The sequence below is a fragment of the Micromonospora lacuserhaii genome (assembly GCF_036902735.1).
Lineage (GTDB): Bacteria > Actinomycetota > Actinomycetes > Mycobacteriales > Micromonosporaceae > Micromonospora.
In genome coordinates this window covers 1-21,538 of sequence record NZ_JBAKHO010000010.1, presented here as the reverse complement: position 1 = coordinate 21,538, position 21,538 = coordinate 1, and the positions used below count along the sequence as shown (strand labels likewise).

17 protein-coding genes and 1 riboswitch are annotated in these 21,538 nt (G+C 73.7%); of the genes, 7 read left to right on the top strand and 10 right to left on the bottom strand.

Features of this window, described 5'->3' with window-relative positions; all coding sequences use genetic code 11:
- Window positions 1–107 precede the first annotated feature (107 nt).
- From V6U81_RS09505 to V6U81_RS09495, 3 genes are all read left to right on the top strand, one after another.
- Window positions 108–2,630, top strand: coding sequence for a S8 family serine peptidase (locus V6U81_RS09505; protein ID WP_334486850.1), 2,523 nt, complete (start codon window positions 108–110; stop codon window positions 2,628–2,630).
- Window positions 2,631–2,676: 46 nt separating this feature from the next.
- Window positions 2,677–3,603 carry a GNAT family N-acetyltransferase gene (locus V6U81_RS09500; protein WP_334486847.1) on the top strand — a complete coding sequence of 309 codons (927 nt, stop codon included), beginning with the start codon at window positions 2,677–2,679 and terminating at the stop codon, window positions 3,601–3,603.
- 98 nt (window positions 3,604–3,701) lie between these two features.
- A complete protein-coding gene (locus V6U81_RS09495) occupies window positions 3,702–3,911 on the top strand; it encodes a hypothetical protein (protein WP_334486844.1) in 210 nt (69 codons plus the stop codon).
- A gap of 62 nt (window positions 3,912–3,973) precedes the next feature.
- Here the strand turns inward: V6U81_RS09495 and groL are convergent, their stop codons facing one another.
- The 3 genes from groL to V6U81_RS09480 all read right to left on the bottom strand — a co-directional run bounded on the left by groL (window position 3,974) and on the right by V6U81_RS09480 (window position 7,309).
- Window positions 3,974–5,596 (bottom strand): chaperonin GroEL, encoded by a 1,623-nt coding sequence (gene groL / locus V6U81_RS09490; protein ID WP_334486841.1) that lies wholly within the window; start codon window positions 5,594–5,596, stop codon window positions 3,974–3,976.
- A 273-nt stretch (window positions 5,597–5,869) separates the two neighbouring features.
- On the bottom strand, window positions 5,870–7,009 hold the full coding sequence (locus V6U81_RS09485) for a hypothetical protein (RefSeq protein ID WP_334486839.1): 1,140 nt from the start codon (window positions 7,007–7,009) through the stop codon (window positions 5,870–5,872).
- A 96-nt stretch (window positions 7,010–7,105) separates the two neighbouring features.
- Complete coding sequence (locus V6U81_RS09480) at window positions 7,106–7,309, bottom strand: cold-shock protein (RefSeq protein WP_334486837.1); 204 nt, start codon at window positions 7,307–7,309, stop codon at window positions 7,106–7,108.
- A gap of 223 nt (window positions 7,310–7,532) precedes the next feature.
- Between V6U81_RS09480 and V6U81_RS09475 the strand changes: the two genes are divergently transcribed.
- Complete coding sequence (locus tag V6U81_RS09475; protein ID WP_334486834.1) at window positions 7,533–8,063, top strand: GNAT family N-acetyltransferase; 531 nt, start codon at window positions 7,533–7,535, stop codon at window positions 8,061–8,063.
- Window positions 8,064–8,158: 95 nt separating this feature from the next.
- Here the strand turns inward: V6U81_RS09475 and paaN are convergent, their stop codons facing one another.
- Complete coding sequence (gene paaN, locus V6U81_RS09470) at window positions 8,159–9,832, bottom strand: phenylacetic acid degradation protein PaaN (RefSeq protein WP_334486832.1); 1,674 nt, start codon at window positions 9,830–9,832, stop codon at window positions 8,159–8,161.
- A gap of 173 nt (window positions 9,833–10,005) precedes the next feature.
- Between paaN and V6U81_RS09465 the strand changes: the two genes are divergently transcribed.
- Window positions 10,006–12,192 (top strand): hypothetical protein, encoded by a 2,187-nt coding sequence (locus V6U81_RS09465; protein ID WP_334486830.1) that lies wholly within the window; start codon window positions 10,006–10,008, stop codon window positions 12,190–12,192.
- A gap of 9 nt (window positions 12,193–12,201) precedes the next feature.
- Here V6U81_RS09465 and V6U81_RS09460 read toward each other — a convergent pair whose 3' ends face one another.
- From V6U81_RS09460 to V6U81_RS09450, 3 genes are all read right to left on the bottom strand, one after another.
- Window positions 12,202–13,221 carry a GNAT family N-acetyltransferase gene (locus V6U81_RS09460; protein WP_334486827.1) on the bottom strand — a complete coding sequence of 340 codons (1,020 nt, stop codon included), beginning with the start codon at window positions 13,219–13,221 and terminating at the stop codon, window positions 12,202–12,204.
- A 329-nt stretch (window positions 13,222–13,550) separates the two neighbouring features.
- Window positions 13,551–14,837, bottom strand: a complete 1,287-nt coding sequence (gene thrC / locus V6U81_RS09455) for a threonine synthase (protein WP_334486824.1) — start codon at window positions 14,835–14,837, stop codon at window positions 13,551–13,553.
- Between the two features lie 10 nt (window positions 14,838–14,847).
- A riboswitch (SAM riboswitch) is annotated at window positions 14,848–14,984 on the bottom strand.
- A 181-nt stretch (window positions 14,985–15,165) separates the two neighbouring features.
- Window positions 15,166–16,167 carry an EamA family transporter gene (locus V6U81_RS09450; protein WP_334486821.1) on the bottom strand — a complete coding sequence of 334 codons (1,002 nt, stop codon included), beginning with the start codon at window positions 16,165–16,167 and terminating at the stop codon, window positions 15,166–15,168.
- A 91-nt stretch (window positions 16,168–16,258) separates the two neighbouring features.
- Between V6U81_RS09450 and V6U81_RS09445 the strand changes: the two genes are divergently transcribed.
- Both V6U81_RS09445 and V6U81_RS09440 read left to right on the top strand, forming a co-directional pair.
- The gene (locus V6U81_RS09445) at window positions 16,259–16,579 is read left to right on the top strand and encodes an ArsR/SmtB family transcription factor (RefSeq protein WP_334486819.1); all 321 of its coding nucleotides are present in this window, start codon (window positions 16,259–16,261) and stop codon (window positions 16,577–16,579) included.
- A gap of 175 nt (window positions 16,580–16,754) precedes the next feature.
- Window positions 16,755–17,471: a hypothetical protein gene (locus V6U81_RS09440; RefSeq protein ID WP_334486816.1), complete on the top strand. Its 717-nt coding sequence runs from the start codon at window positions 16,755–16,757 to the stop codon at window positions 17,469–17,471.
- A gap of 195 nt (window positions 17,472–17,666) precedes the next feature.
- Here V6U81_RS09440 and V6U81_RS09435 read toward each other — a convergent pair whose 3' ends face one another.
- From V6U81_RS09435 to V6U81_RS09425, 3 genes are all read right to left on the bottom strand, one after another.
- Window positions 17,667–17,900, bottom strand: a complete 234-nt coding sequence (locus V6U81_RS09435) for a winged helix-turn-helix domain-containing protein (RefSeq protein ID WP_334486813.1) — start codon at window positions 17,898–17,900, stop codon at window positions 17,667–17,669.
- Between the two features lie 621 nt (window positions 17,901–18,521).
- On the bottom strand, window positions 18,522–19,418 hold the full coding sequence (locus V6U81_RS09430; RefSeq protein WP_334486810.1) for an ABC transporter permease: 897 nt from the start codon (window positions 19,416–19,418) through the stop codon (window positions 18,522–18,524).
- A partial coding sequence (locus V6U81_RS09425; protein WP_334486807.1) for an ATP-binding cassette domain-containing protein occupies window positions 19,418–21,538 on the bottom strand: 2,121 nt, incomplete at its 5' end. The genes V6U81_RS09430 and V6U81_RS09425, both read right to left, overlap by 1 nt.

Sequence of the window (21,538 nt, the reverse complement as noted above, 5' to 3'; positions counted from 1 at the left end):
GCCTGTTGGCCGGCCACCCGGCTCGGGAGTTCGGCGGATGGATCGACCGGCTGGCGCGCGGGCCCGGCCAGAGCACCGGGCCCACAACAGCGTCGTAGGGTTTCCGGATGCGGGCCTACCCACCCCCTCCGTCGAATCACCCCCTCCCGCCCGGAGCCGCCCGTCCTCCAGGCCCGTGGCCGGTGGTGGCAGCGTCTTTCCTCGGCGTCTGGACCGTGCCGGTCACCGCCCTGCTCCAGGCCACCGGGTGGGTGGTCGAACAGCTGCAGACCGAGAGCGGACTCGACCGGTGGGTGTGGCTCTGGCCGGTGCTGGCGCTGACCACCACCGCGTTGGTCGGCCTGCCCGCCCTCCTGGTTGCCCTGCTGCCCCGGTCGGCCGCCGTCCGGGCCACCGGCCGTGGCTGGCTCGCCGGCGTGCTCGCGCTCGGCGTGCTCACCTGCCTGCGAGCACTTCCGGCAGCCCACCACGAGCTCTATCTGGCCGCGCTGGCCGGAACCGCCGTCCTGCTCGCCATGGCCGCGGCCCGCGTCCTCCCGCGAACCGACGCCGAGTCCACGATCGCCGCCGCGGACCGGAAGACGGGGCCGAAGAAGTGGAATTGGACACCGACGACGTTGCTGGCGGTGGCCGCGGGCCTGACGCTGCTACTCCCCTGGGCCTGGCTCGGGGCGCTGGGCGGTCTGCTGGAGACCGCGCTCGCCGCGCTCGCGGCCGCTGCCGTCGGGTCGCTGGCCGGTGTACTGCTGAACGACCGGTTCTGGTCCTGCTTCACGGGCGACGAGCCGGAGAGGGCTGCCGGACCAGGTGTGACCGCCGGACCGGCGCAGCCGTCCGCGGTGGCGGGACGGGGACGGCCGGCTCACCCGGCCCGGCTGACGCTGGTCGGCGGCCTGGTCTGCGGGGTCGTCCTGCTGCTGCTCGCCGCCGGCACCGGGCAGTCCGGCGCGCAGTTGCCCGCGCTGTTCGTCCTGCCACCGGTCGGCTTCGCGCTCGGCGCGCTCCAGGTGGCGGCACGGCGCGGCGGCACACCGGCCGGGGCCGCCCCGGTCCGCTGGCTGGTCGGCCTGGCGCTCTTCGGGCCGCTGGCCTTCGCCGATCCCGAGGAGATCTCCGTCGTTCTGGTCGCCGGGCGGGACGTGCCGTTCTGGGTGGCGGTCGCCGCCGGCGCCGGGCTCGCCGTCGCGCTCCTGCTCGCCATCGGGTACGGCGTCCTGCTGGCCCGCCGGCACGGACGCACCCCGAGCCGCCGGGTCGCCGCGCTGGCCGCGGGCGTCCTGCTCGTCGCGGTCGGGGTGGTCGACCTCGGTCCCGGCCAGCCCGGCCTGCACGGCGAGCGGCTGCTGGTGGTGCTCCGCGAGCAGGCCGACCTCGCCGGCATCCCCGCCGGGACCCCGGGCCGGGCCGGCCGCGACGCCCGGGCCGCCGAGGTCTACCGCCGACTGGTGGCGACCGCCGAGCGCACCCAGGGCGGGCTGCGCCGGGACCTGTCCCGGCTCGGCCTGCGCCCCACGCCGTACTACCTGGTCAACGCGATCGAGACCGACGGCGGTCCGGCGGTGCGGGCCTGGCTGGCCGGGCGTCCCGAGGTGGCCCGGGTGCTGCTCAGCCAGCGGGTCCGGCCGCTGCCGGAGGCCGCGCCCACCACCCGCGGTGACCTGCCGGCGCCCGGCGGGCCGACCTGGAACGTCCGGATGATCGGGGCGGACCGGGTCTGGTCCGAGCTCGGGGTCACCGGCTCGGGCGTGGTCGTGGGCAGCTCGGATTCCGGGGTGGACGGTGCGCATCCGGCGCTCGCCGCCGGCTTCCGGGGCGGCGACGACTCCTGGTACGACCCGTGGGACGGCACCCGCGGCCCTACCGACCAGGGTGGACACGGCACCCACACAACGGGCAGCGCGGTCGGCCGGGGCGGGATCGGGGTGGCTCCCGACGCCCGTTGGGTGGGCTGCGTCAACCTGGACCGGAACCTGGGCAGCCCGGCGCACTATCTCGACTGCCTCCAGTTCATGCTGGCCCCCTTTCCCGCCGGCGGCGACCCGTTCACCGACGGTCGCCCGGAGCGGGCGCCGGACGTGCTGACCAACTCGTGGGGCTGCCCGCCGCTGGAGGGCTGCGACGCCGGTGCGCTGCGCCCGGCCACGGCCGCGCTGGATGCCGCCGGCATCCTGGTGGTCGCGGCGGCCGGCAACACCGGGCCGTACTGCGGGTCGATCGCCGACCCGCCGGCACCGTACGCCGACGTGCTGACCGTCGGGGCCGTGAACCAGCGCCGACAGGTCACGGACTTCTCCAGCCGGGGGCCGGCACCGGGCGGCGCGTCGAAACCGGATCTGGTCGCCCCGGGCGAGGGTGTGCTCTCCGCGATGCCGGGCGGCGGGTACGCCACCCTGGACGGCACCTCGATGGCCACCCCCCAGGTGGCGGGCGTGGTGGCGCTGATGTGGTCGGCCAATCCCGCGCTGGTGGGCGACCTGGACCGGACCCGGCGGATCCTGCGGGAGACGGCGACCCCGGTGCGACCGACCCACCGGTCGCGGAACCCGGTCGACACCTGTGGCGGGGATGCGGCGATCACCGGGGCGGGGCTGGTGGACGCGTACGCGGCGGTGCGGGCGGCCCGGGGCTGACCGGGTCTTGCGCCGACCGGTGGTGGCTGATCTAGGGTCGGCGACCATGGAGCCCGACCTCACCCTCGCCGACCTGCCCGCCGACCGGGTCCCCGCCGTGGTGGCGCTCTGCCGGCGCGCCCTGGACCTGCCCGAGGACGCCGCCGAGGCGGACGCCGTGGTGGACACCCTCTGGACCCGGGCCGCGGCCGACCGGACGGTGGTCGCCTTCGGGGCGTACGCGGGGGACGAGCTGGTCGGGGTGCTGATCGGGTCGCTCTCGGCGCGGGACCCGCGGGTCGGGCACGTGGACCTGCTGGCGGTGGACCCGGCCCGGCGGCGCCGGGGTGTCGGGCGGGCACTGCTGGCCGGGGCGGAGCGGCGGCTCGCCGAGCTCGGCGCGGCCGAGGTGCTGCTCGCCGGCAACCCGCCGTACTACGCCTGGCCCGGTATCGACGTGCGGTACACCCCGGCGGTCTGCCTCGCCATGGCACTCGGCTACCGGCAGGAGGACACGGCGTGGAACATGACCGCCGACCTGTCGTACGACGGATCGCCGGCGCTGCGCACGACGGAGCCGGCGGAGCGGCGGCTGGCCGGTCAGGGGGTGGTGGTCCGCCGGGCGGAGCCGGCGGACCTGCCGGCGCTGGCGGAGTTCGCCCGGTCCACCTTCGGCGGCCTCTGGCACGCCGAGCTGGCCGGCTCGGTGGGCCGGGAGGGCGCCGGCTGCCACCTGGCGGAGCGGGACGGGGAGCTGCTCGGCTTCGCCGCCTGGGGATCGTCGCGGCCGAGCTGGTTCGGGCCGATGGGCACGGCGCCCGCGGCCGAGGGGTCGGGCATCGGCGGGGTGCTGCTGCGCCGCTGCCTGGCCGACCAGCGGGACGCCGGGGTCGCGGCGGCGCAGATCGGCTGGGTGGGGCCGGTGCCGTTCTACTCGGGCAGCGCGGGCGCGCGGATCGAGCGGGTCTTCTTCCTGTACCGCCGAACGCTCTGACGGATCGACGGCGGGGCAAATGGTACATAGACCCGGATAACGCCATTTGCCCGCACGGATGATCGATGCCCCCTACCGTTTCGGTAGAGGAGGCGGCCATGACCACGGACGACGAGCAGACCGAACGGCCCGCCGCGGTGCCGTTCGACCGGCGGGACTACGGCGACGCCGAGCAGCTGGCGGAGATGTCCGGAGCCGACGAACCAGACGCCGACGAACCGGTGACCGTGGTCGACGAGCCGGTCCCGGTCCGCCCGCCGTACGACCGGGCGGCGAAACGACGCAACCAACGCCCGCTGCCCCGGTAGACGCGGAAAGGGGCGGACCGCTCGCGCGGCCCGCCCCTTCCGGCGTACTGGTGGAACTGGACTCAGAAGTCCATGTCCCCGCCACCCGGGCCAGCCGGGGCGGCCGGGGTCTTCTCCGGCTTGTCCGCCACGACGGCCTCGGTGGTGAGGAAGAGCGCCGCGATCGACGAGGCGTTCTGCAGCGCCGAGCGGGTCACCTTGGCCGGGTCGATGATGCCCGCGGCCAGCAGGTCGACGTACTCGCCGTTGGCGGCGTTGAGGCCGTAACCCGCTTCGAGGTTGCGGACCTTCTCCACCACGACGCCGCCCTCGAGGCCGGCGTTCACGGCGATCTGCCGCAGCGGGGCGTCCAGCGCGACCTTGACGATGTTGGCACCGGTCGCCTCGTCGCCGACCAGGTCCAGCTTGTCGAAGGCGGTCTTGCCGGCCTGCACCAGCGCGACGCCACCACCCGGGACGATGCCCTCCTCGACGGCGGCCTTCGCGTTGCGGACGGCGTCCTCGATGCGGTGCTTGCGCTCCTTGAGCTCGACCTCGGTGGCCGCGCCGACCTTGATCACCGCGACGCCGCCGGCCAGCTTGGCCAGCCGCTCCTGCAGCTTCTCGCGGTCGTAGTCGGAGTCGCTCTTGTCGATCTCGGCCCGGATCTGGTTGACCCGGCCCTGGATCTGCTCGGCGTCGCCGGCACCGTCGACGATGGTGGTCTCGTCCTTGGTCACCACGACCTTGCGGGCGCGGCCCAGCATGTCGAGGCCGACGGCGTCCAGCTTGAGGCCGACCTCCTCGCTGATGACCTGGCCACCGGTGAGGATGGCGATGTCGGCCAGCATGGCCTTGCGGCGGTCACCGAAGCCCGGCGCCTTGACGGCGACCGACTTGAAGGTGCCCCGGACCTTGTTGACGACCAGGGTGGCCAGGGCCTCGCCCTCGATGTCCTCGGAGATGATCAGCAGCGGCTTGCCCGACTGCATGACCTTCTCCAGGATCGGGAGCAGGTCCTTGACCGACGAGATCTTGCTGTTGACGATCAGGAGGTAGGGGTCGTCGAAGACGGCCTCCATGCGCTCCGGGTCGGTCATGAAGTACGCGGAGATGTAGCCCTTGTCGAAGCGCATACCCTCGGTGAGCTCAAGCTCCAGGCCGAAGGTGTTGCTCTCCTCGACGGTGATGACGCCTTCCTTGCCGACCTTGTCCATCGCCTCGGCGATGATCTCGCCGACGGTGCTGTCACCGGCCGAGATGGAGGCGGTGGAGGCGATCTGCTCCTTGGTCTCCACGTCCTTGGCGAGCTTGGACAGCTCCTCCGAGACGCTGGCCACGGCGGCCTCGATGCCCCGCTTCAGGGCCATCGGGTTGGCGCCGGCGGCCACGTTGCGCAGGCCCTCGCGAACCAGGGCCTGGGCCAGGACGGTCGCCGTCGTCGTGCCGTCACCGGCAACGTCGTCGGTCTTCTTGGCGACCTCCTTGACCAGCTCAGCGCCGATCTTCTCGTACGGGTCCTCGAGCTCGATCTCCTTGGCGATGCTCACACCATCGTTGGTGATGGTGGGGGCACCCCACTTCTTCTCGAGCACGACGTTGCGGCCCTTGGGGCCGAGGGTCACCTTTACGGCGTCGGCGAGCTGGTTCATGCCCCGCTCGAGGCCGCGGCGCGCCTCTTCGTCGAACGCGATCATCTTGGCCATACGGCGTTGTCCTCCTGGACACTCACGGGCCACCCGAGTGTGAGTCCCGGATGGGCCGCCTGGTGTACGCACCTTGGGACGTCGCCACCTGGCGACGACGACGTCCTTCGGCCGGGCCGGATAGCCCGCGACGACCGGCCATGTGCCCCACCGGCGTCTCCAACGCCGCTGGAACCTTGGCCCCACCGTCCCGACCATTGGCACTCACGGTATGCGAGTGCCAATGACTTGTTTAGCACTCTCACCTGCCGAGTGCAAGCACGATGGGGCCGGTCAGCCGAGTTCCGCGGCCAGTCGCGCGGCGTTCACCGGGGCCTCGTGGCCGCGCTGCTCGGCGTACGTGACCACCAGCCCGACCAGCTGCACCAGGTAGACCGGGACGACCACCACCGCGCTCAGCACGACCACCAGCACCGCGCCGACGGCCGAGCCGGGCGACGCCAGCGGGTCGGTGCCGAACGGCAGGGTGCCGACCGACTCCAGCACCCCGCCGACCAGGCTGCCCAGGATCACCGCCGCCGCCACCAGCGCGACCCGGCCGAGCACCATGCCGAGCCGGTCGTGGAAGAAGCGGAAGGACCGGCCGATCGGGGATTCCCGCTCGAAGAGGTAGACCGGGCCGGTCAGGGCGAGCGCGAAGGCCAGGTAGACGCCCGGCAGCAGGCAGAAGCAGAACCCGACCGTGATCAGCACGGTGACCGCCAGGGTCCAGCCCCACAGCCCGAGCGCCCGACGCAGGCCGTAGCGGAGCGCACCGGCCAGGTCGGCCGGCTCGCCCGCCGCCTGCCGGGCGACCACCCAGGTGCCGCCGGCCCAGCCGAGGCTCTGCATGAAGCCGACGAGCAGGACGGCGACCAGCACCGCGCCGCCGAAGACCGCGATGTCGGTCAGGTAGCCGTCGGGCAGCGAGCCGTCGGCGGCCACAGACTCATCGGACGGGCCCAGGCCCAGGGAGAGCAGCGAGAAGACCGCGCCGGGAACCACCTGGGTGAGCAGCATCAGCGGCAGCAGGATCCGCCAGCCCCGGCGCAGTGCGCCCGTGCAGCGCGCGAACCAGCCGTTGATTCCGGCGTACGGCGGGTTGACCAGCGGGTCGTTCGGGTCGTGACCGGTCGCGGCCGGCCAGCCGTAGGGCTGCTGACCCGGCGGGAAGCCGGCGTACGGGCCGGCCCCGGGCGGAAAGCCGCCGGTCGGCGGGAAGACCCAACCCTGCGGCTGCCCGGGCCACGGCTGGCCGGGATAGGGCTGGCCGGGATAGGGCTGGCCAGGGTAGGGCTGGCCAGGGTAGGGCTGGCCAGGGTAGGGCTGGCCGGGCGGGAAGGCGCCGGGCGGTGGCTCGCCGGGGACCGGCTGGCCGGGTGCGGCCCACGGGTTGTGGGGATCCGGCGGACCCGGCGGGGACTGGTCGGACATGGAGCCTCCTCAGCGACGACGCCTGGAACGGCTCATGATCTTCCCTGGCGCCGACGGGCGGCGCTGCCCCGGACCGGGGTCGGCGTGCGGCGCGGGTCAGGCGATGACGCGGACCCGCTCGGCCTGCGGACCCTTCTGGCCCTGGGCGACGTCGAACTCCACCCGCTGACCGTCGTCCAGCGCCTTGTAGCCGTCCATCTCGATGGCGGAGAAGTGGACGAAGACGTCCTGGCCGCCGTCGACGGCGATGAAGCCGTAACCCTTCTCGGCGTTGAACCACTTCACGGTGCCCTGTGCCACGGTGCACTTCCTCACTCTGCACGGCGTTCCACGACCCCGGCACCGACGGGGACGGCACCGGAGGACCACCGTTCCGGCGATCGGCGACGACCACTGAATCGGGTGACCGAAATCGCACGCTACACGAGGAGTGACGACGCCGCACGACCACAAATCGGTACATTCCGGCGCTCGGTGCACCGTTCGAGCCATCGGCCGCCGTCGTTGCGGTATGCATGCGGACATGACATCTGCCCCGGCCCCACCGGACGCCCGGACGGCCCGCGTCCGCCGGGTCCGTCCGCAGGACGCCGCCCGGATGCGCGCGCTGCGGCTGGAGATGCTGGCCGACACGCCGCTCGCCTTCCTGGAGACGGTCGCCCAGGCCGCCGCCCGTCCGCACGCGGAGTACGCGGCCCGCATCGCCCAGGTCGCCGAGGGCGGCCGGACCGCCCAGTTCGTCGCCGACCCCGGCGGCCGGCTGGTCGGGCACGCGGGTGGCACGGTGGCCCCGGACGAACCGGGGCTGACCGTCGTCTACGCCGTCTATGTGACCCCGTCCTGGCGCGGCAGCGGGCTGCTCAGCACGCTGATCGACGCCGTCGGCGCCTGGTCACGCGCCTGCGGCCGCCCCGAGCTGATGCTGGAGGTCGTGGTCGGCAACGACCGGGCGTTCCGCGCCTACCAGAAGCTCGGCTTCACCGACACCGGGGTACGCGTCCCGCACCCCACCGTGCCGGCCATGCGCGAACTCCAGATGCGCCGCCCGGCCTGATCGATCTCACCACCGGCTCGACCTGAGCCGCCCGGTCGCGGCGCACCCCGCCGGGGTTTCCGGGGCAGGCCGCCCCGGAAACCCCGACAGCAACCTCAGGCGTGCCGGCGGCTCTGCACGATCCGGAACCGGTTCGCCACGTACCCGCCGTCGGTGAGCGCGGCGTTGGCGGCCGGGTTGGCGCCGCTGCCGTGGAAGTCCGAGAACGCCGCCGACTGGTTCACGAAGACGCCACCGGTCAGGTTGCAGGACAGGTGCACGCCCACCTCGACCGCGGCGGCCTCGACGGCGTCGAGCACCGCCTCGTCCGTGGAGTAGACCCCAGCGGTCAGCGCGCCCTTCTCCCCGACCGTGGAGCGCATGATCTCCAGGCTGTGCGCGGTGGAGTCGGTGGCGATGGCGAACGAGATCGGCCCGAACCACTCCTTGCCGTAGGTCGTGGTGTCGTCCGCCGCCAGCTTCACGATGGTCGGCGTCCGCACCACCGCGCCGGGCAGCGCCGGGTGCGCGACGGTACGCGACTCCAGCACCGGTTCGCCGACCTTGGTGACCTCGTCGAGGCGCTCCAGCACCCCGTCGTTGACGATCGCCCCGGTCAGCTCGACGCCCCGGGCCGGGTCCGCGGTGAGCTTGCCGACCGCGGCGGCGATCCCGCCGGCCACCTCGTCGAAGCTCTTGTGGCCCTGGTCGGTCTCGATGCCGCCGGCGGGGATGAGGATGTTCTGCGAGGTGGTGCACATCTGGCCGCTGTACAGGGTCAGCGTGAAGCCGAGGTTGCGGCACATCCCGGCGAAGTCGTCGGTGGAGTCGATGACGACGGTGTTCAGGCCGGCCTTCTCGGTGTAGACCGACGCCTGCCGGGCGTTCTCCTCCAGCCAGTCGCCGTACTCGGTGGAGCCGGTGAAGTCGACGATCTTCACGGCCGGGTGCAGGGCCAGCGTCGAGGCGAGCTTCTCCCCCGACGCCTCGGGGGCGAGCAGCACCAGGTTCGGGTCGAAGCCGGCCTCGGCCAGCACCTCCCGGGCGTACTTCACGGTGATCGCCAGCGGCAGCACCGCGCGCGGGTGCGGCTTCACGATCACCGGGTTGCCGGTGACCAGCGAGGCGAACAGGCCGGGGTACGAGTTCCAGGTCGGGAAGGTGTTGCAGCCGATCACCAGGGCGACCCCGCGAGGCACCACGTGGAACGTCTTGGTCATCCGCAGCGGGTCACCCTTGCCGGCGGGCTTCTCCCAGCCGGCCGTCCCCGGGTGCCGGGTCATCTCCGCGTACGCGTAGGCGACGGCCTCCAGCGCGCGGTCCAGCGCGTGCGCGCCGCCGGCCTGGAAGGCCATCACGAAGGCCTGGCCGCTGGTGAACTGCACCGCGTTGGCCAGCTCGAAGATGTGCTTGTGCAGCCGGTCCAGGATCTCCAGGCAGACCCCTGCCCGGGCCTGCGGGCCGGCGTCGCGCCAGGCCGGCAGCGCGACCGTGGCGGCGCCCACCAGCTGGTCGGCGGCGGCGTGCGGGTAGCGCACGTTCAGCTCCACGCCGAACGGGCTGGTCTCGGTGGCGACCGTGTCGCCGTCGCCCGGCTGGTCGAGCGGGAAGTCGCCGTTCAGGTACGCCTCGAACGCGGCCTTGCCGTCGGCGGCGGCGTTCTCGCCGTACACGCGGGGGCTGGGGGACTCGGGATAGGCGGACCAGTACCCCCGCTCCGTGATCGCGGTCAGCGCACGGTTCAGGGTGTCGGCGTGCCTGTCGTACAGGGGGTGCGGGGTCTCCGTCATGCCCGCCATCATGCAACAGCCGCGAAGAAGGTCGTAAGGGTCGATCCGTTCGTCGACCGTTGCCCGGGATGTCGGATCGGTGACGGCCCGGGCACCGGTGCGGCCCTCCGAGTGGATTGACCCGACCAGGGAGGGGTAACCGCGCGGCCGGCGACAGGAGAGGACGGCGGCGGGTGCGGACCACCGAGATCCGGGTGCACGGGGTCGCCGACAAGGGCCCGGAGGCCGTGCTGGACCGGCCGATCGTGAGCCGGGTGGCGGGTGACGGCGAGGCCGGCTTCTACCGGGTCCGCCCCGGCTTCGGAGATCCGGAGGGCCCGGGCGGGAGCACGCTCGAGGCGTACCGCTGGAGCGGGCTCACCGGCGGCACCGCCACCCGGACCTTCTCGCTGGTTCTGCTCCTGCCCTTCATGCTGGCGAACATCGCCATCTGGATGCTGCCGCCGGCCAGTCGCGCCACCCCGGTCGGCCGGGCGCTCTGCCGGCTGCTCTCGGCGACCGTGACCGCGATGTACGTCCTGTCGGCGGTGGGCGTGGCCCTGGACCTGATCGCCTGGCAGTGCGCGGCGTACCCGCGCTGCCTCGAGGGCCGCCGGGAGATCTCCTGGCTCGGCGGGGTGCCGCCCGGGCAGCGCCTGGCCCTGCTCTCGCTGCTGCCGCTGCTCGCCGTCGCCCTGGTCTGGCGGCTGGGCGGCCGCACCTGGCAGCTGCCGGAGGACACGTCGTCGGTGCCGCAGGGCATCGGCGCGGACCGCCTGGACACCCCGGCCTTCTGGGACAACCGGGCCGTGCTGAGCCGGTTGCGGTCGCTGCACGTCGCGGTCGCCCTGACCACGATCGACCTCGCGTTGCTCCTCGTCCTCGTCCCGCACGACCGGTGGCCCGCCGGGTACGCGCTGCTCGCCGCGGTCGGCGCCCTGCTCGCGGCCAGCATGGCGGCGCTCTGCCTGCCGCGGCTGGACCGACGCGGCGTGGCCCGCCGGACCCGCATGGTGAGCGGCGGCCTCCGCTGGGGCAGCACCGCGCTGACCGGCCTCACCGTCGGGTACGCGGCCGTCCCCCGCCCACCCTGGTCCGCCCAGGGCGGCATGCCCGGGTACGACGTGCTGGTGGCCGGAGTGTTCGCCGGCCAGATGGGGCTGCTCCTGGCCCTCGGCGGCGTCGTCCTGCTCCAGCGGCCCGGGGTGCGGGACGGGGTGCTGCTGCGCGGTCTCGGCGCGCCGGTCATCGTCTCCGCCGCCATCGGCCTGGCCGTGGCGTACTCGTCGGCGCTGAGCTACGGCGTCGCCGAGTACCTGGACCGGGGCTCGAGCCCGACTCCGGCCCGACCGCTGCCACCCGGGGCGCCGCCGCTCTCCCCACCGGTCGCCTACCGCTGGTCCACCCTCGGCTTCTCGGCGGCGCTGGTGGTGATGGCCGTGGTGGCCCTGCTCGGCAGCCGGTACCACCGGTCCCGGCGGCGACGAATGGCCGAAGAGGCCGTCCGGCGGGACTTCCCCGAGGCGTCCCGGGTGCCCCGGGAGCGGGTACGCGCCGTCCGCGACGTGGTGGCCCGGGCCATGCTCGCCGACCGGCTCGGTCCGCTGCTGTCGGCCGGCTACACCGTGCTGGCGGTGTTCACCCTCGGCGCGGCCGGGCTGGCGGTGCTGCACCAGGGGCCGGAGGCGGTCGCCGCCCGGCTGGGCGGGGAGTCCCTGGCCCGGCCGGTGAGCTTCGTGACCGACCTGGGCGGTCTGCTCATCGGCCTGTTCGTGCTCTTCGTCGCCGGGGCCGGACTGTTCGCCTACCGGTCGAGCGCTGTCCGGCTGGTCGGGGTGCTCTGGGAGCTGGCGACGTTCTGGCCGCGCGCGGCGCACCCCTTCGGCGCCCCGTGCTACGCCGAGCGCGCGGTGCCGGACCTGACCCGCCGGATCGTCCGCCTGACCGTCGACGGTGGGGTGGTGCTCTCCGGGCAGAGCCACGGCAGCGTGCTGGCCGTCGCGACGGTCCTGCAACTCCCGGCCGCCTGCCGGGAGCGGGTCGCGCTGCTGACCTACGCCACCCCGCTCGGACGGCTCTACGCCCGGGCCTTCCCGAGGTACTTCAGCCCGGCGGTGCTGCGCGTGGTGGGCGACGGGCTCGACTGGCGATGGATCAACCTGTGGCGGCTCACCGACGCGATCGGCGGGTACGCCTTCGGCCCGGATCCGGGCGACCCCGACGACCCGGCCGGCCGGGTGGACCGGCGGGTACGCGACCCGACGGGCCTGTCGATCCTGCCGGGCGACACCGTCCCGCCGCCGATCCGCGGACACCGGTTCACCCCGGACGACGACTTCTACCAGGCCGTCCGGGAGCTGGCCGACCGGCTGGCCCGGTAGCGGGCCGGGTCAGAGCGTCAGCTGCCAGTCGGTCCAGGCGTCCACCGGGCGGAAACCGAGCCGCTCGTTGATGTCGATCATGTGGGCGTTCTCTGCCGCGTTCCAGGTGTCGACGGCGGACAGCTCCGGCTCGTGCGCTCGCGCGTACCGGAGGTTTTCGATCTTGGCGATCAGGCCGAGGCGGCGCCCTCGGTGCGCCGGGTCGACGATGGTGATCTGCTGAAAGGCGTGCCACGGGCTGCTCGGGGTGACGTCCAGCAGGGTCCAGGCGACCAGCCGGCCGGAGGCCTCGTGCAGCAGCCCGTGGTGGTAGCGGCGCCGACCCCGGGCGTCCAGCGCGCGTTCCGTGGCCCGGACCCGCTCGGCGTCGATCTTCTCCGGCTCCCACTCCACGTCGCCGAGGGGCGCGTCCGTCATGAGCCGGCCGTCGAGGTAGGCCACGTCTGCCAGGTACTCCTCGGGGGCGTGCTGCCGCCAGCGCACCGGGCGGTAGCCGGTCGCCCGCGGGTGGGCCTCGGCCAGCATGGCGTCGAGGCCGGGCAGGTCGAGCCGGGTGACGTCGAGCCGCCGGCGCACCTCGACCAGCGCGGGGCGCGCCCCGACGGCGGTGGCGAAGGCGGCGCCGGCGGCGGGCCGGGCCGGTCCACCCGGCAGCGCCGACGTCGCCATCCCGAGCACCCGCTTGCGCCCCAGGTCACGCAGCAGCCGGAGGCCGTGCTGGTGCAGGGCCCGGCCGACCCCCCGCCGCCGGTACGCCGGGTGCACCACGAGGTCGGCGGTGGCGTTGTCGGTGTTGTCGAGTTGCGGCAGGTCGAGGCAGAGATAGCCGGCCGGCACGCCGTTCAGCCGGGCCAGCACCCAGCGCGGAGCGTTGCCCGGCATCGGGTGACGGATCGACGCCTCGAAGCGCTGCCGGCACAGCGGCGGAAAGTCGGGGACGTCCGCTTCGTTGACCGCCGCGCCGATCCGGTACGCCTCGTCGACCGCGGCCTGGTCGGCCGGATCGATCGGCGTTATCTCGATGCCCATGCCGGCGAGCCTGCCCCGGGAACGGCGACGGGGCCAGCGGTTTTCCGCTGGCCCCGTCCGAGGTTGGTCGGGAGGGACGACCGCACAACGCCTCCGGCGTTGGGTCGTAAGAACTTCAAAAGTCTCCGGCGGAACGCCCTCCCGCACGGAGCATCTTGCGCCGTCCGGTTCCTGTCGTCAAGTCCTTGTCGGCGGGTTTTCCGCACTCACAGCGAAATGCCAGTTACCCGGCGGATCGGCCCTGTCCCCCTTCCGGGCGATTCGCCCCTCCTCCGCCCGGCCACCCGTCCGGTCGGCCCGGAACGACGCGCGGGCCGACGGGGGCAGGATCAGGAGAGGAGACCGGCGTCGCGGGCGGCGCGCAGGGACGGCTTGATCCGGTGGGTCGGGCCGACCTGACCGGCAACCGCGTCGATGGTCTTGAGGCCCTCGCCGGTGTTGAAGACGACCGTCTCCGCCGCCGGGTCGAGCCGGCCGGACTCGACCAGCTTGCGCAGCACCGCCACGGTGACCCCGCCGGCGGTCTCCGCGAACACCCCGGTGGTACGCGCCAGCAGCCGGATGCCCGCGCGGATCTCGTCGTCGTCGACGTACTCCATCCAACCGCCGGTACGGCGGACCGCCTCCAGGGCGTAGAGGCCGGCGGCCGGGTCGCCGATGTTGAGGGACTTGGCGATGCCGGTGGGCTTGACCGGGGTGATGGTGTCGCTCTCGGCGTGCAGGGCGGTGGCGATCGGGTTGCAGCCGGCCGACTGGGCGCCGAAGACCTTCCAGCCCCCGGCCGGCGCCTCGACCAGCCCGATCTCGACCAGCTCGGAGAACGCCTTGTCGATCTTGGTGAGCAGCTCGCCGGAGGCCATCGGGATGACCACCTGGGCCGGGATCCGCCAGCCGAGCTGCTCGGCCACCTCGTACCCCAGGGTCTTGGAACCCTCGGCGTAGAACGGCCGGACGTTGACGTTGACGAATGCGGTGTCCTCGAACTCGTCGGTCTCCACCAGCTCGCCGCAGAGCCGGTTCACGTCGTCGTACGAGCCGTCGATGGCGACCAGCTCGCCGCCGTAGACGGCGGTGGTGATCACCTTGCCCTGCTCCAGGTCACCCGGGATGAAGACCACCGAAGGGGTCCCGGCGCGGGCCGCGTGGGCGGCGACCGAGTTGGCCAGGTTGCCGGTGGAGGCGCAGGCGAAGCGGGTGAAGCCGAGCGCCCGGGCGGCGGTGAGCGCCACCGAGACCACCCGGTCCTTGAACGAGTGGGTCGGGTTGGCGCTGTCGTCCTTGACCCAGAGCGGCGCGGTGATGCCCAGCTCGGCGGCGAGCTGCGGGGCGGCGACCAGCGGGGTCAGCCCCGGGTCCAGGGTGACCCGGGTCGCCGGGTCCTGGCCGGCGGGGAGCAGGGCCGCGTACCGCCAGATGTTCTGCGGGCCGGCCTCGATCTGCTCGCGGGTCACCGCGGCGAGCGCGGCAGCGTCGTACTCGACCTCCAGCGGGCCGAAGCACTCGTAACAGGCGTGCTGGGCGGCGAGCGGGTAGGAGGCGGAACAGGCGCGGCAGACCAGGGCGCGGGCGGGGCTGGCGGTGGTGTCGATGCCGGCGGCGGGAAGCGTCGACGTCATGTCGAGAGTCCTCTCATCTTTCCCCGCACCGCACGGTGCGGCGGGGACGGAATTGGCACCTGCCCCGACGTCGACTCCGTGTCGAGTCGTGCGGGGTGGTTGCCGGGGCGTCGTCGGGCCGTATCCCTCAGCCCCTCTGGATGAGGTATGCAGTTGTGCCGCCGAGTCTACGGTGACCCACCCTGCCCGCCACCGTCGTATCCCACCCACTGAACCACTTCTCCCACCCGGCAAGATCCGCCACTTTCCCGGAAAGAGTGGCCTCCACGTCGCGGGAGGCCACTCTTTCCGTCCAAGTGCGCAGCCGATGGGAGCGGCGCGGGGTGGGTCAGGGAGCGGTGGTGGCGACCGGGTGGACCACCGCGAGGGGGTCGGTGACGGCCGCCGGGGCGCGACCGGGGGCGGGGCGACCGGGGGTGGGGCGGGCGGGGGTGGCCGGGGCGGGGGTGGGGCGGGTGGTCAGGTTGGCGGCGACGAGGGCGGCGATGGTGAGCGCCGCGCCGGCCAGCTCCACCGCGCCGGGCCGGTAGCCACGGACGGTCTGCACCGCGAAGGTGGTCACCGGGACGAGGTTCATGAACAGCGCCGCGTTGGCCGGCCCGAGGCGCTGCACACCGGTGTTCCAGGCCAGCACCGCGATCACCGCGGCGACCAGGACGGCGTACGCCACCTGCGGGGCGACCGCGACGAGGTCGGCGCCGGCCGGGAGGTGCTGCCAGCCGGCGAGGTCGGCGGCGAGGCTGGCGACCAGGATCGCGGTGGTGCCGGCGAGCGACGTCAGGGTGGTGTAGCGCAACGGCGACCAGCCGCCGAACCGGCTCGCGCCGTGGGTGTAGATCCCCCAGCCGAGCACCGCGCCGACCATCATCAGCCCGCCGACCCCGAACTGGCCGAGCCCGTCCAGCCGGCCCCGGGTGATCACCAGGCCGACGCCGACCAGCGCGACCAGCGAGAGGGCGAGCAGCGCCGGCCGGGGGCGCACCCCGTCGCGGGCCCACCGGACGAGCTGGGTGACCAGCGGGGCGGTGGCGACGAAGAGGGCGATCTGCTGCGGGGCGGCGTGCCCGAGGGCGAGGTTGGTCAGCAGGTTGAAGCCGGCGAAGCCGACCACGCCGAGGACCACCACCTCGACGACCCGGCCCGCGGGCCGCAGCGCGCCGCCGCCCTCGCGGACCAGCAGCAGCCCGAGCAGGACGACGGTGGCGAGCAGGTAGCGCACGGCGGTCAGGTTGAGCGCGTCGACCCGGGTCAGCGCGCTGGCCAGTACGGGGAACATGACGCCCCAGCTGAGCACCGCGACCAGCGGGAAGGCGATGTGGCGAGTGCGCATCGGCAGCTCCTTTGTTCGAGCGCTTTCGAACCAACGGCACCGACTCTAGGAGGATGTTCGACGTAAGTCGAACAACGGTTACACTGGTCACATGGAGCTGCACGAACCCGAGCTGCGGGACGTACCGGTGACCGCGGTGCTGGCGGCACTGGCCGACGACGTCCGGCTGCGGATCGTGCGTGCCCTCGCCGACGGTGCCGGGGAGCGCGCCTGCGGCACCTTCGAGCTGGACGTCTCCAAGGCCACCCGCAGCCACCACCTCAAGGTGCTGCGCGAGGCCGGGCTGACCCGGACCCGGGTCGCCGGCACCACCCGGTACGTGCGGCTGCGCCGCGACGAGCTGGACCGGCTCTACCCCGGCCTGCTGAACGCCGTGCTGGCCGAACCGACGGGGGCACCGGCCGACCTCTGAACGACCGCGGACACCGGCGGCCCGCCGTCCACCGGGTCACCGGCGGCCGGCCGCCCCGACGCCCCGTACCGTCCCTGACCCGTCGGCGGCCCGACCCGGCCGGCGGGACGATGACCGCGTTGGCGACGGCTCAGTACGGTGCGGGCAACCTGCCGTCGAGAGAGGACCCCCACCCATGCGCCGGACCCCGCCGGGCTTCGCGACCCTCGCTCTGGTCTGCCTGCTCACCGCCTGCGGAGGTGACTCCGGCGGTACGGTCAGCGCGGCCACCACGGTCACGCCGGCCGCCGCGACGCCGGAGGCCGCGTCCCCGACGGTGAGCGCGCCCGACCCGACGCCCACGACCGCCGCACCGGTCGCGCCCGCCCCGACGACGAAGGCGCCGCTGAAGCCCCCGGCGCCGAAGCCGAGCGCGCCCGTCGCCCCGGCGCTCACCTGCAAGCAGCTCCTCGGCGCGCACCTGGGCAGCGCGAAGGTGCGCTACAACGGCTACCCGGACTACATCCCGCTGCTCGACGGCATCTGGAACGGCGAGGACGGCGCGAGCGTCGAGCTGCAAAAGCCGTGCGGCATCGGCGACCTCGACGGCGACCGGGCCGCCGACGCCGTCGGCGTGGTGACGTTGCGGGCCGGCGGCGTCGGGCTGTTCTGGACGGTGGTGGTCTGGCACAACTCGGCCGGCAAGCCGGCCTACCGGACCCTGGTCGACCTGGGCGACCGCAACCCGGTCACCTCGATCAGCGTGGGCGGGCAGAAGGCCACGGTGGTCTGGCTGACCCGTAGCGACGGCAAGAGCATGGCCGAGCTGGACATCAAGCGGACGACGGTCTACAAGCTCTCCGGCACCACCCTGACCGAGGTCGGCCACACCGACGCGCCGTACACCCCCTGACGTCGTCGACGCCGCCACCGCTCAGCGGCGGTGGTGGCGCCGCCACTCGGCCTCTCGGGCCTCGTGCGCCTCGCGTTCCTCCCGGACCGCCTCCTGCAGCGCCCCAGCCCGCCGGCAACCGCCGAGATACGACGTACAGCCGACACCGGATGGCGGTGGCCTGCTGGTCGACCCACCCCTGACCTGCGGCGGCGGTCAGCGCCGGTCTTGGGTACGGTCCCGCACGTACACTCCGCGGCCCTGGTGGCCTTCGACCAGCCCCTCGGCGCGCAGCGTCAACATGGCAGAGCGGATGACCTGGGTGGAGACGCCGTAATGGGTGCACAGCTCAGATATTGACGGGAGCTTGTCGCCAGGCTGCAAGTCGCCGGACGTGATCCGGTCGCGGATCTCGTTGGCGATGCGCTCGTAGAACGGCGTGACTCGCATGGTGGTGCTCCCTCGTCGGCAGCACCATCTGACCACTCTTCGCTTATGACATCAAGTTCCTGGTGTGCCAAGGCTTGCACTAATGATACTAGGCATCATATGTTGAGGGCGAGGCGGCCCTCGTCGGCAAGACAGGGACGACTCTCCGGGTACGCCCGGATTGCCGGGGCGGCTCGCGTGCGCCGCCCCGGCACCCCACTCCCCCATCAGCAGCAGGTCTGACGTGACAGCGTCGGAAACTACGACGGAGGTGCCCACCGCGAGCGCGATCTGGGCGTTCGAGCAGGTCGCGCTCGCGTCGTACACCCGCGTGTTGTCCGGCGCGGAACCCACCACCGCCTGAAGCCCGCTCGCGGACCGCGAGCAGGAAAAGGGCCCCGGGCGGGTGCCGGGCTCCGGAAGGTACGCCACGGGCGGTCGTACCGCTCGACCCCGCCCGCCCCGGCGCCGCACCCGGCCGAGGGCCGATGCCACCAGCACAGGAAAGGCGACAGCCGTGATCTACCGAGCCGGGCAGCGCCCGCTCCCGCAGCACGTCCGCGCCGCCACCTTCGACCGTTGCCCGCTCGCCGCCGACCACCCCGGCCCCTGCACGGCTCGGTGACGCCGCCGGAGGGACGATCAGCTGGTGACGTCCTTGCGGGTGAAGCGCCAGAACGCCAGCCCCCAGAAGAGCGTCGCGTAGCTGACCGCCGAGATCGCGCCCCGGACCACGTCGTCGGTCTGCACCGGCGTGGAGAGCAACCCGAGCCAGGCGGTGCTGTAGTGGGTGGGCAGGAAGGCGCGCAGCCCGCCGAGCGCGGTGATCTGGTCGAGGATGCTGGAGAGGATCCAGAGCAGCACCGCACCGCCGACCGCGCCGAGCGCGGCGTCCGTGCTCACCGACAGCAGGAACGCCAGGCCGGCCACCACCAGGAGGACGACCGCCAGGTAGCCGAGCACCGCCAGCAGCCGCAGCAGTCCCTCCCCCGGCGCCAGCTCGGCCGCCACCTGGCTGCGCAGCGGCGTCCAGCCGTACCGGAGGGTGCCGGCGAGCAGGGCGGTGCCGGCGAGCAGCAGCAGCGCCAGCGCCGAGTACGCGAGCGCGACCACCAGCTTCACGGTGAGCAGCCGGGCCCGGGGCACCGGGACCGCCAGCAGGTAGCGCAGGCTGCCCCAGCTCGCCTCGCTGGCCACCGTGTCCCCGCAGAAGAGCGCCACCACCACGACCAGCAGGAACGACGCCGACACGAAGATCGAGAAGAGGGTGAAGTTGAGCCCGCCCGAGGTGGCCAGGTCGACCAGGCTGGCGAACTCGTTGCGCCCGTTGTCGTCGTCGCCGCCCGAGTCGAACTGGAACGCGATCAGGATGATCAGCGGCAGCAGCACCATGAAGCCGAGCGCGAGCTGGGTCCGTCGCCGGGACGCCTGCCGGCGGAACTCCGCCGCGAACGGCAGCGTCGCCGACGGCCGGTAACCCGCCGCCGCCCCGGGACCGGCCGGCCCCGGGCCCGCCACGTCGATGGATGAACCCGCCATCACCGGTCCCCGCTTCCCCGAGAGTTGTCGCCCACCAGGGCGAGGAACGCGTCCTCCAGGCGGCGCCGGGGCACCACCCGGTCCACCCCGATCCCGGCCCGGACCAGCTCCGCCACCACCTCGCTGCGGGCGGTGCCGTTGGTGTCCACCACCAGCTGCCCGTCCCCGTCCGGCAGCACCCGCACCCCGGCCAGCCGGTCGAGCACGGCCCGCGCGGCATCCGGGTCGGTCACCTCGAACAGCACGCTCGGCGACTCGCCGACGATCTCCCCGACCAGGCCGGACGCCACGATCCGGCCCTTGTTGACCACCACGGCATGGGTGCAGGTCTGCTCCACCTCGGCGAGCAGGTGACTGGAGACCAGCACCGCCCTGCCGTCGGTGGCGTACCGCTGGAGCACCCGGCGCATCTCGGCGATCTGCGGCGGGTCGAGCCCGTCCGTCGGCTCGTCGAGCACCAGCAGCTCCGGCAGGCCGAGCATCGCCTGCGCGATGGCCAGCCGCTGCTTCATGCCGTGGCTGTAGTTCTTGATCCGCCGGTGCACCGAGGCACCCAGGCCGGCGATCTCCAGCGCCTCGTCGAAGTGCGCGTCCTCCCACGGCCGGCCGGTCGCCCGCCAGTACGCCTTCAGGTTCTCCAGGCCGGACAGGTGCGGCAGGAAGCCCGGCCCCTCGACCAGCGCGCCGATCCGGGAGAGCACCGGCGAGCCGGGCACCAGCCGGTGGCCGAAGACGTAGATCTCGCCGGCGGTGGGCTGGGTCAGCCCCATCAGCACCCGCAGGGTGGTGGTCTTGCCGGCGCCGTTCGGGCCGAGCAGGCCGACCACCTGGCCCGGGTGCACCTCGAAGTCCACGTTGGACACGGCGACGAAGCCGTCCGCGTACTCCTTGCGGAGCTGGCGGACGGCGAGCGGGATGCCCGCGTACTCCGGATGCACGGAGCTGTCCTGGCGGCGGTGCCGGCGGCGGGCGACCAGGACGACCACGGCGAGCCCCACCACGATGGCGGCGAGCAGCCCGACCAGCACCCAGCGCCAGACGGCGGCGGTGGTCGGGATCGGCTCGGCGCCGACCGTCGGCAGGCCGACCGGGCCGTCGCCCGCGGCCACCGTGTAGACCGTCGGCTCGACGGGCGTGGTGTACGCCTGGTCGGAGGTGGCCACCACCACCCGCACCCGGTGCCCGGCCTCGAACCGGCGGACGATCGCCGGCAGGGTCACGGTGACCGGCCTCGCCGCGTCGACCGTCCTCGGCAGCCCGGTGAGCCGGACCGGGGCGACCAGACCGTCGGGGAGCGTCGCGGCGCCGTTCGGGTCCACGTCGTAGAGCTTGACGAAGAGCACCGCCTCGCCGGTCGGCGACGCCGCCCGCAGCGAGAAGGTCGGCGCGCCGACCACGTCCACCGCGTCGGCCAGCGGCCCGGACTCGAACCGGGCGTGCTGGCCGGGGATGTCGCCGGCCACCCTGTCGAGCAGCGAGCCGAGCGCCCCGGCGAACGGCACCGACGAGATCGCCGCGGGGTTGCCGTTCGGCGGGTTCGCCACCGGCTGCGCCGGCCCGGTCACCGCGACCTCGCGCCGTTGGTCCCCGGCCACGCCGGGGTAGTCGCTGGTGGAGTAGCCGGTCGCCACCAGGCCCCGGTTCAGCGCGTCGAAGCCGGCGATCCGGGAGAAGGTGAAGTCGTCACCGGGGGCCTCGCCGCCGCCCCTGACGTAGTGGTCGAGCCACTGCGCGGTCAGGAACTTCACCCGGTCGGAGTCGCTGGCCGGCCCGGTCCCGCCGTCGTGGCCGCCGGTGAACCAGGCGACCCGCACGGGGGTGCCGGCGGCGGCGATGCCGCGCGCGTTGGCGTCCGCCTCGGTGAGCGGGAAGAGGCTGTCCGCCTCGCCCTGCACCAGCAGGGTCGGCGCCTTGATCCGGTCGAGCACGCCGGCCGGGGACGAGCGGCGGAGCAGGTCCACCGCCGCCTGGTCGGCCCGGCCCGTGGTGGCGATCCGCAGGTACGCGGCGCAGACGTCCGCGGCGAACCGGCCGCAGGACGGGTCGGCGGCGCCGGCCGGGGCGCGACCGGGAGCGGTGCCGGGGCCCGCGCCGGGCTGCGGGCTGGAAGTCGGAGGCCA

What these genes read in the sequence shown, in the direction of transcription:
- V6U81_RS09505 (WP_334486850.1), top strand. Translation starts at nt 108, where the DNA reads ATGCGGGCCTACCCACCCCCTCCGTCGAATCACCCCCTCCCGCCCGGA.
- V6U81_RS09500 (WP_334486847.1), top strand. Translation starts at nt 2,677, where the DNA reads ATGGAGCCCGACCTCACCCTCGCCGACCTGCCCGCCGACCGGGTCCCC.
- V6U81_RS09495 (WP_334486844.1), top strand. Translation starts at nt 3,702, where the DNA reads ATGACCACGGACGACGAGCAGACCGAACGGCCCGCCGCGGTGCCGTTC.
- groL (WP_334486841.1), bottom strand. Translation starts at nt 5,596, where the DNA reads ATGGCCAAGATGATCGCGTTCGACGAAGAGGCGCGCCGCGGCCTCGAG.
- V6U81_RS09485 (WP_334486839.1), bottom strand. Translation starts at nt 7,009, where the DNA reads ATGTCCGACCAGTCCCCGCCGGGTCCGCCGGATCCCCACAACCCGTGG.
- V6U81_RS09475 (WP_334486834.1), top strand. Translation starts at nt 7,533, where the DNA reads ATGACATCTGCCCCGGCCCCACCGGACGCCCGGACGGCCCGCGTCCGC.
- paaN (WP_334486832.1), bottom strand. Translation starts at nt 9,832, where the DNA reads ATGACGGAGACCCCGCACCCCCTGTACGACAGGCACGCCGACACCCTG.
- V6U81_RS09460 (WP_334486827.1), bottom strand. Translation starts at nt 13,221, where the DNA reads ATGGGCATCGAGATAACGCCGATCGATCCGGCCGACCAGGCCGCGGTC.
- thrC (WP_334486824.1), bottom strand. Translation starts at nt 14,837, where the DNA reads ATGACGTCGACGCTTCCCGCCGCCGGCATCGACACCACCGCCAGCCCC.
- V6U81_RS09450 (WP_334486821.1), bottom strand. Translation starts at nt 16,167, where the DNA reads ATGCGCACTCGCCACATCGCCTTCCCGCTGGTCGCGGTGCTCAGCTGG.
- V6U81_RS09445 (WP_334486819.1), top strand. Translation starts at nt 16,259, where the DNA reads ATGGAGCTGCACGAACCCGAGCTGCGGGACGTACCGGTGACCGCGGTG.
- V6U81_RS09440 (WP_334486816.1), top strand. Translation starts at nt 16,755, where the DNA reads ATGCGCCGGACCCCGCCGGGCTTCGCGACCCTCGCTCTGGTCTGCCTG.
- V6U81_RS09435 (WP_334486813.1), bottom strand. Translation starts at nt 17,900, where the DNA reads ATGCGAGTCACGCCGTTCTACGAGCGCATCGCCAACGAGATCCGCGAC.
- V6U81_RS09430 (WP_334486810.1), bottom strand. Translation starts at nt 19,418, where the DNA reads ATGGCGGGTTCATCCATCGACGTGGCGGGCCCGGGGCCGGCCGGTCCC.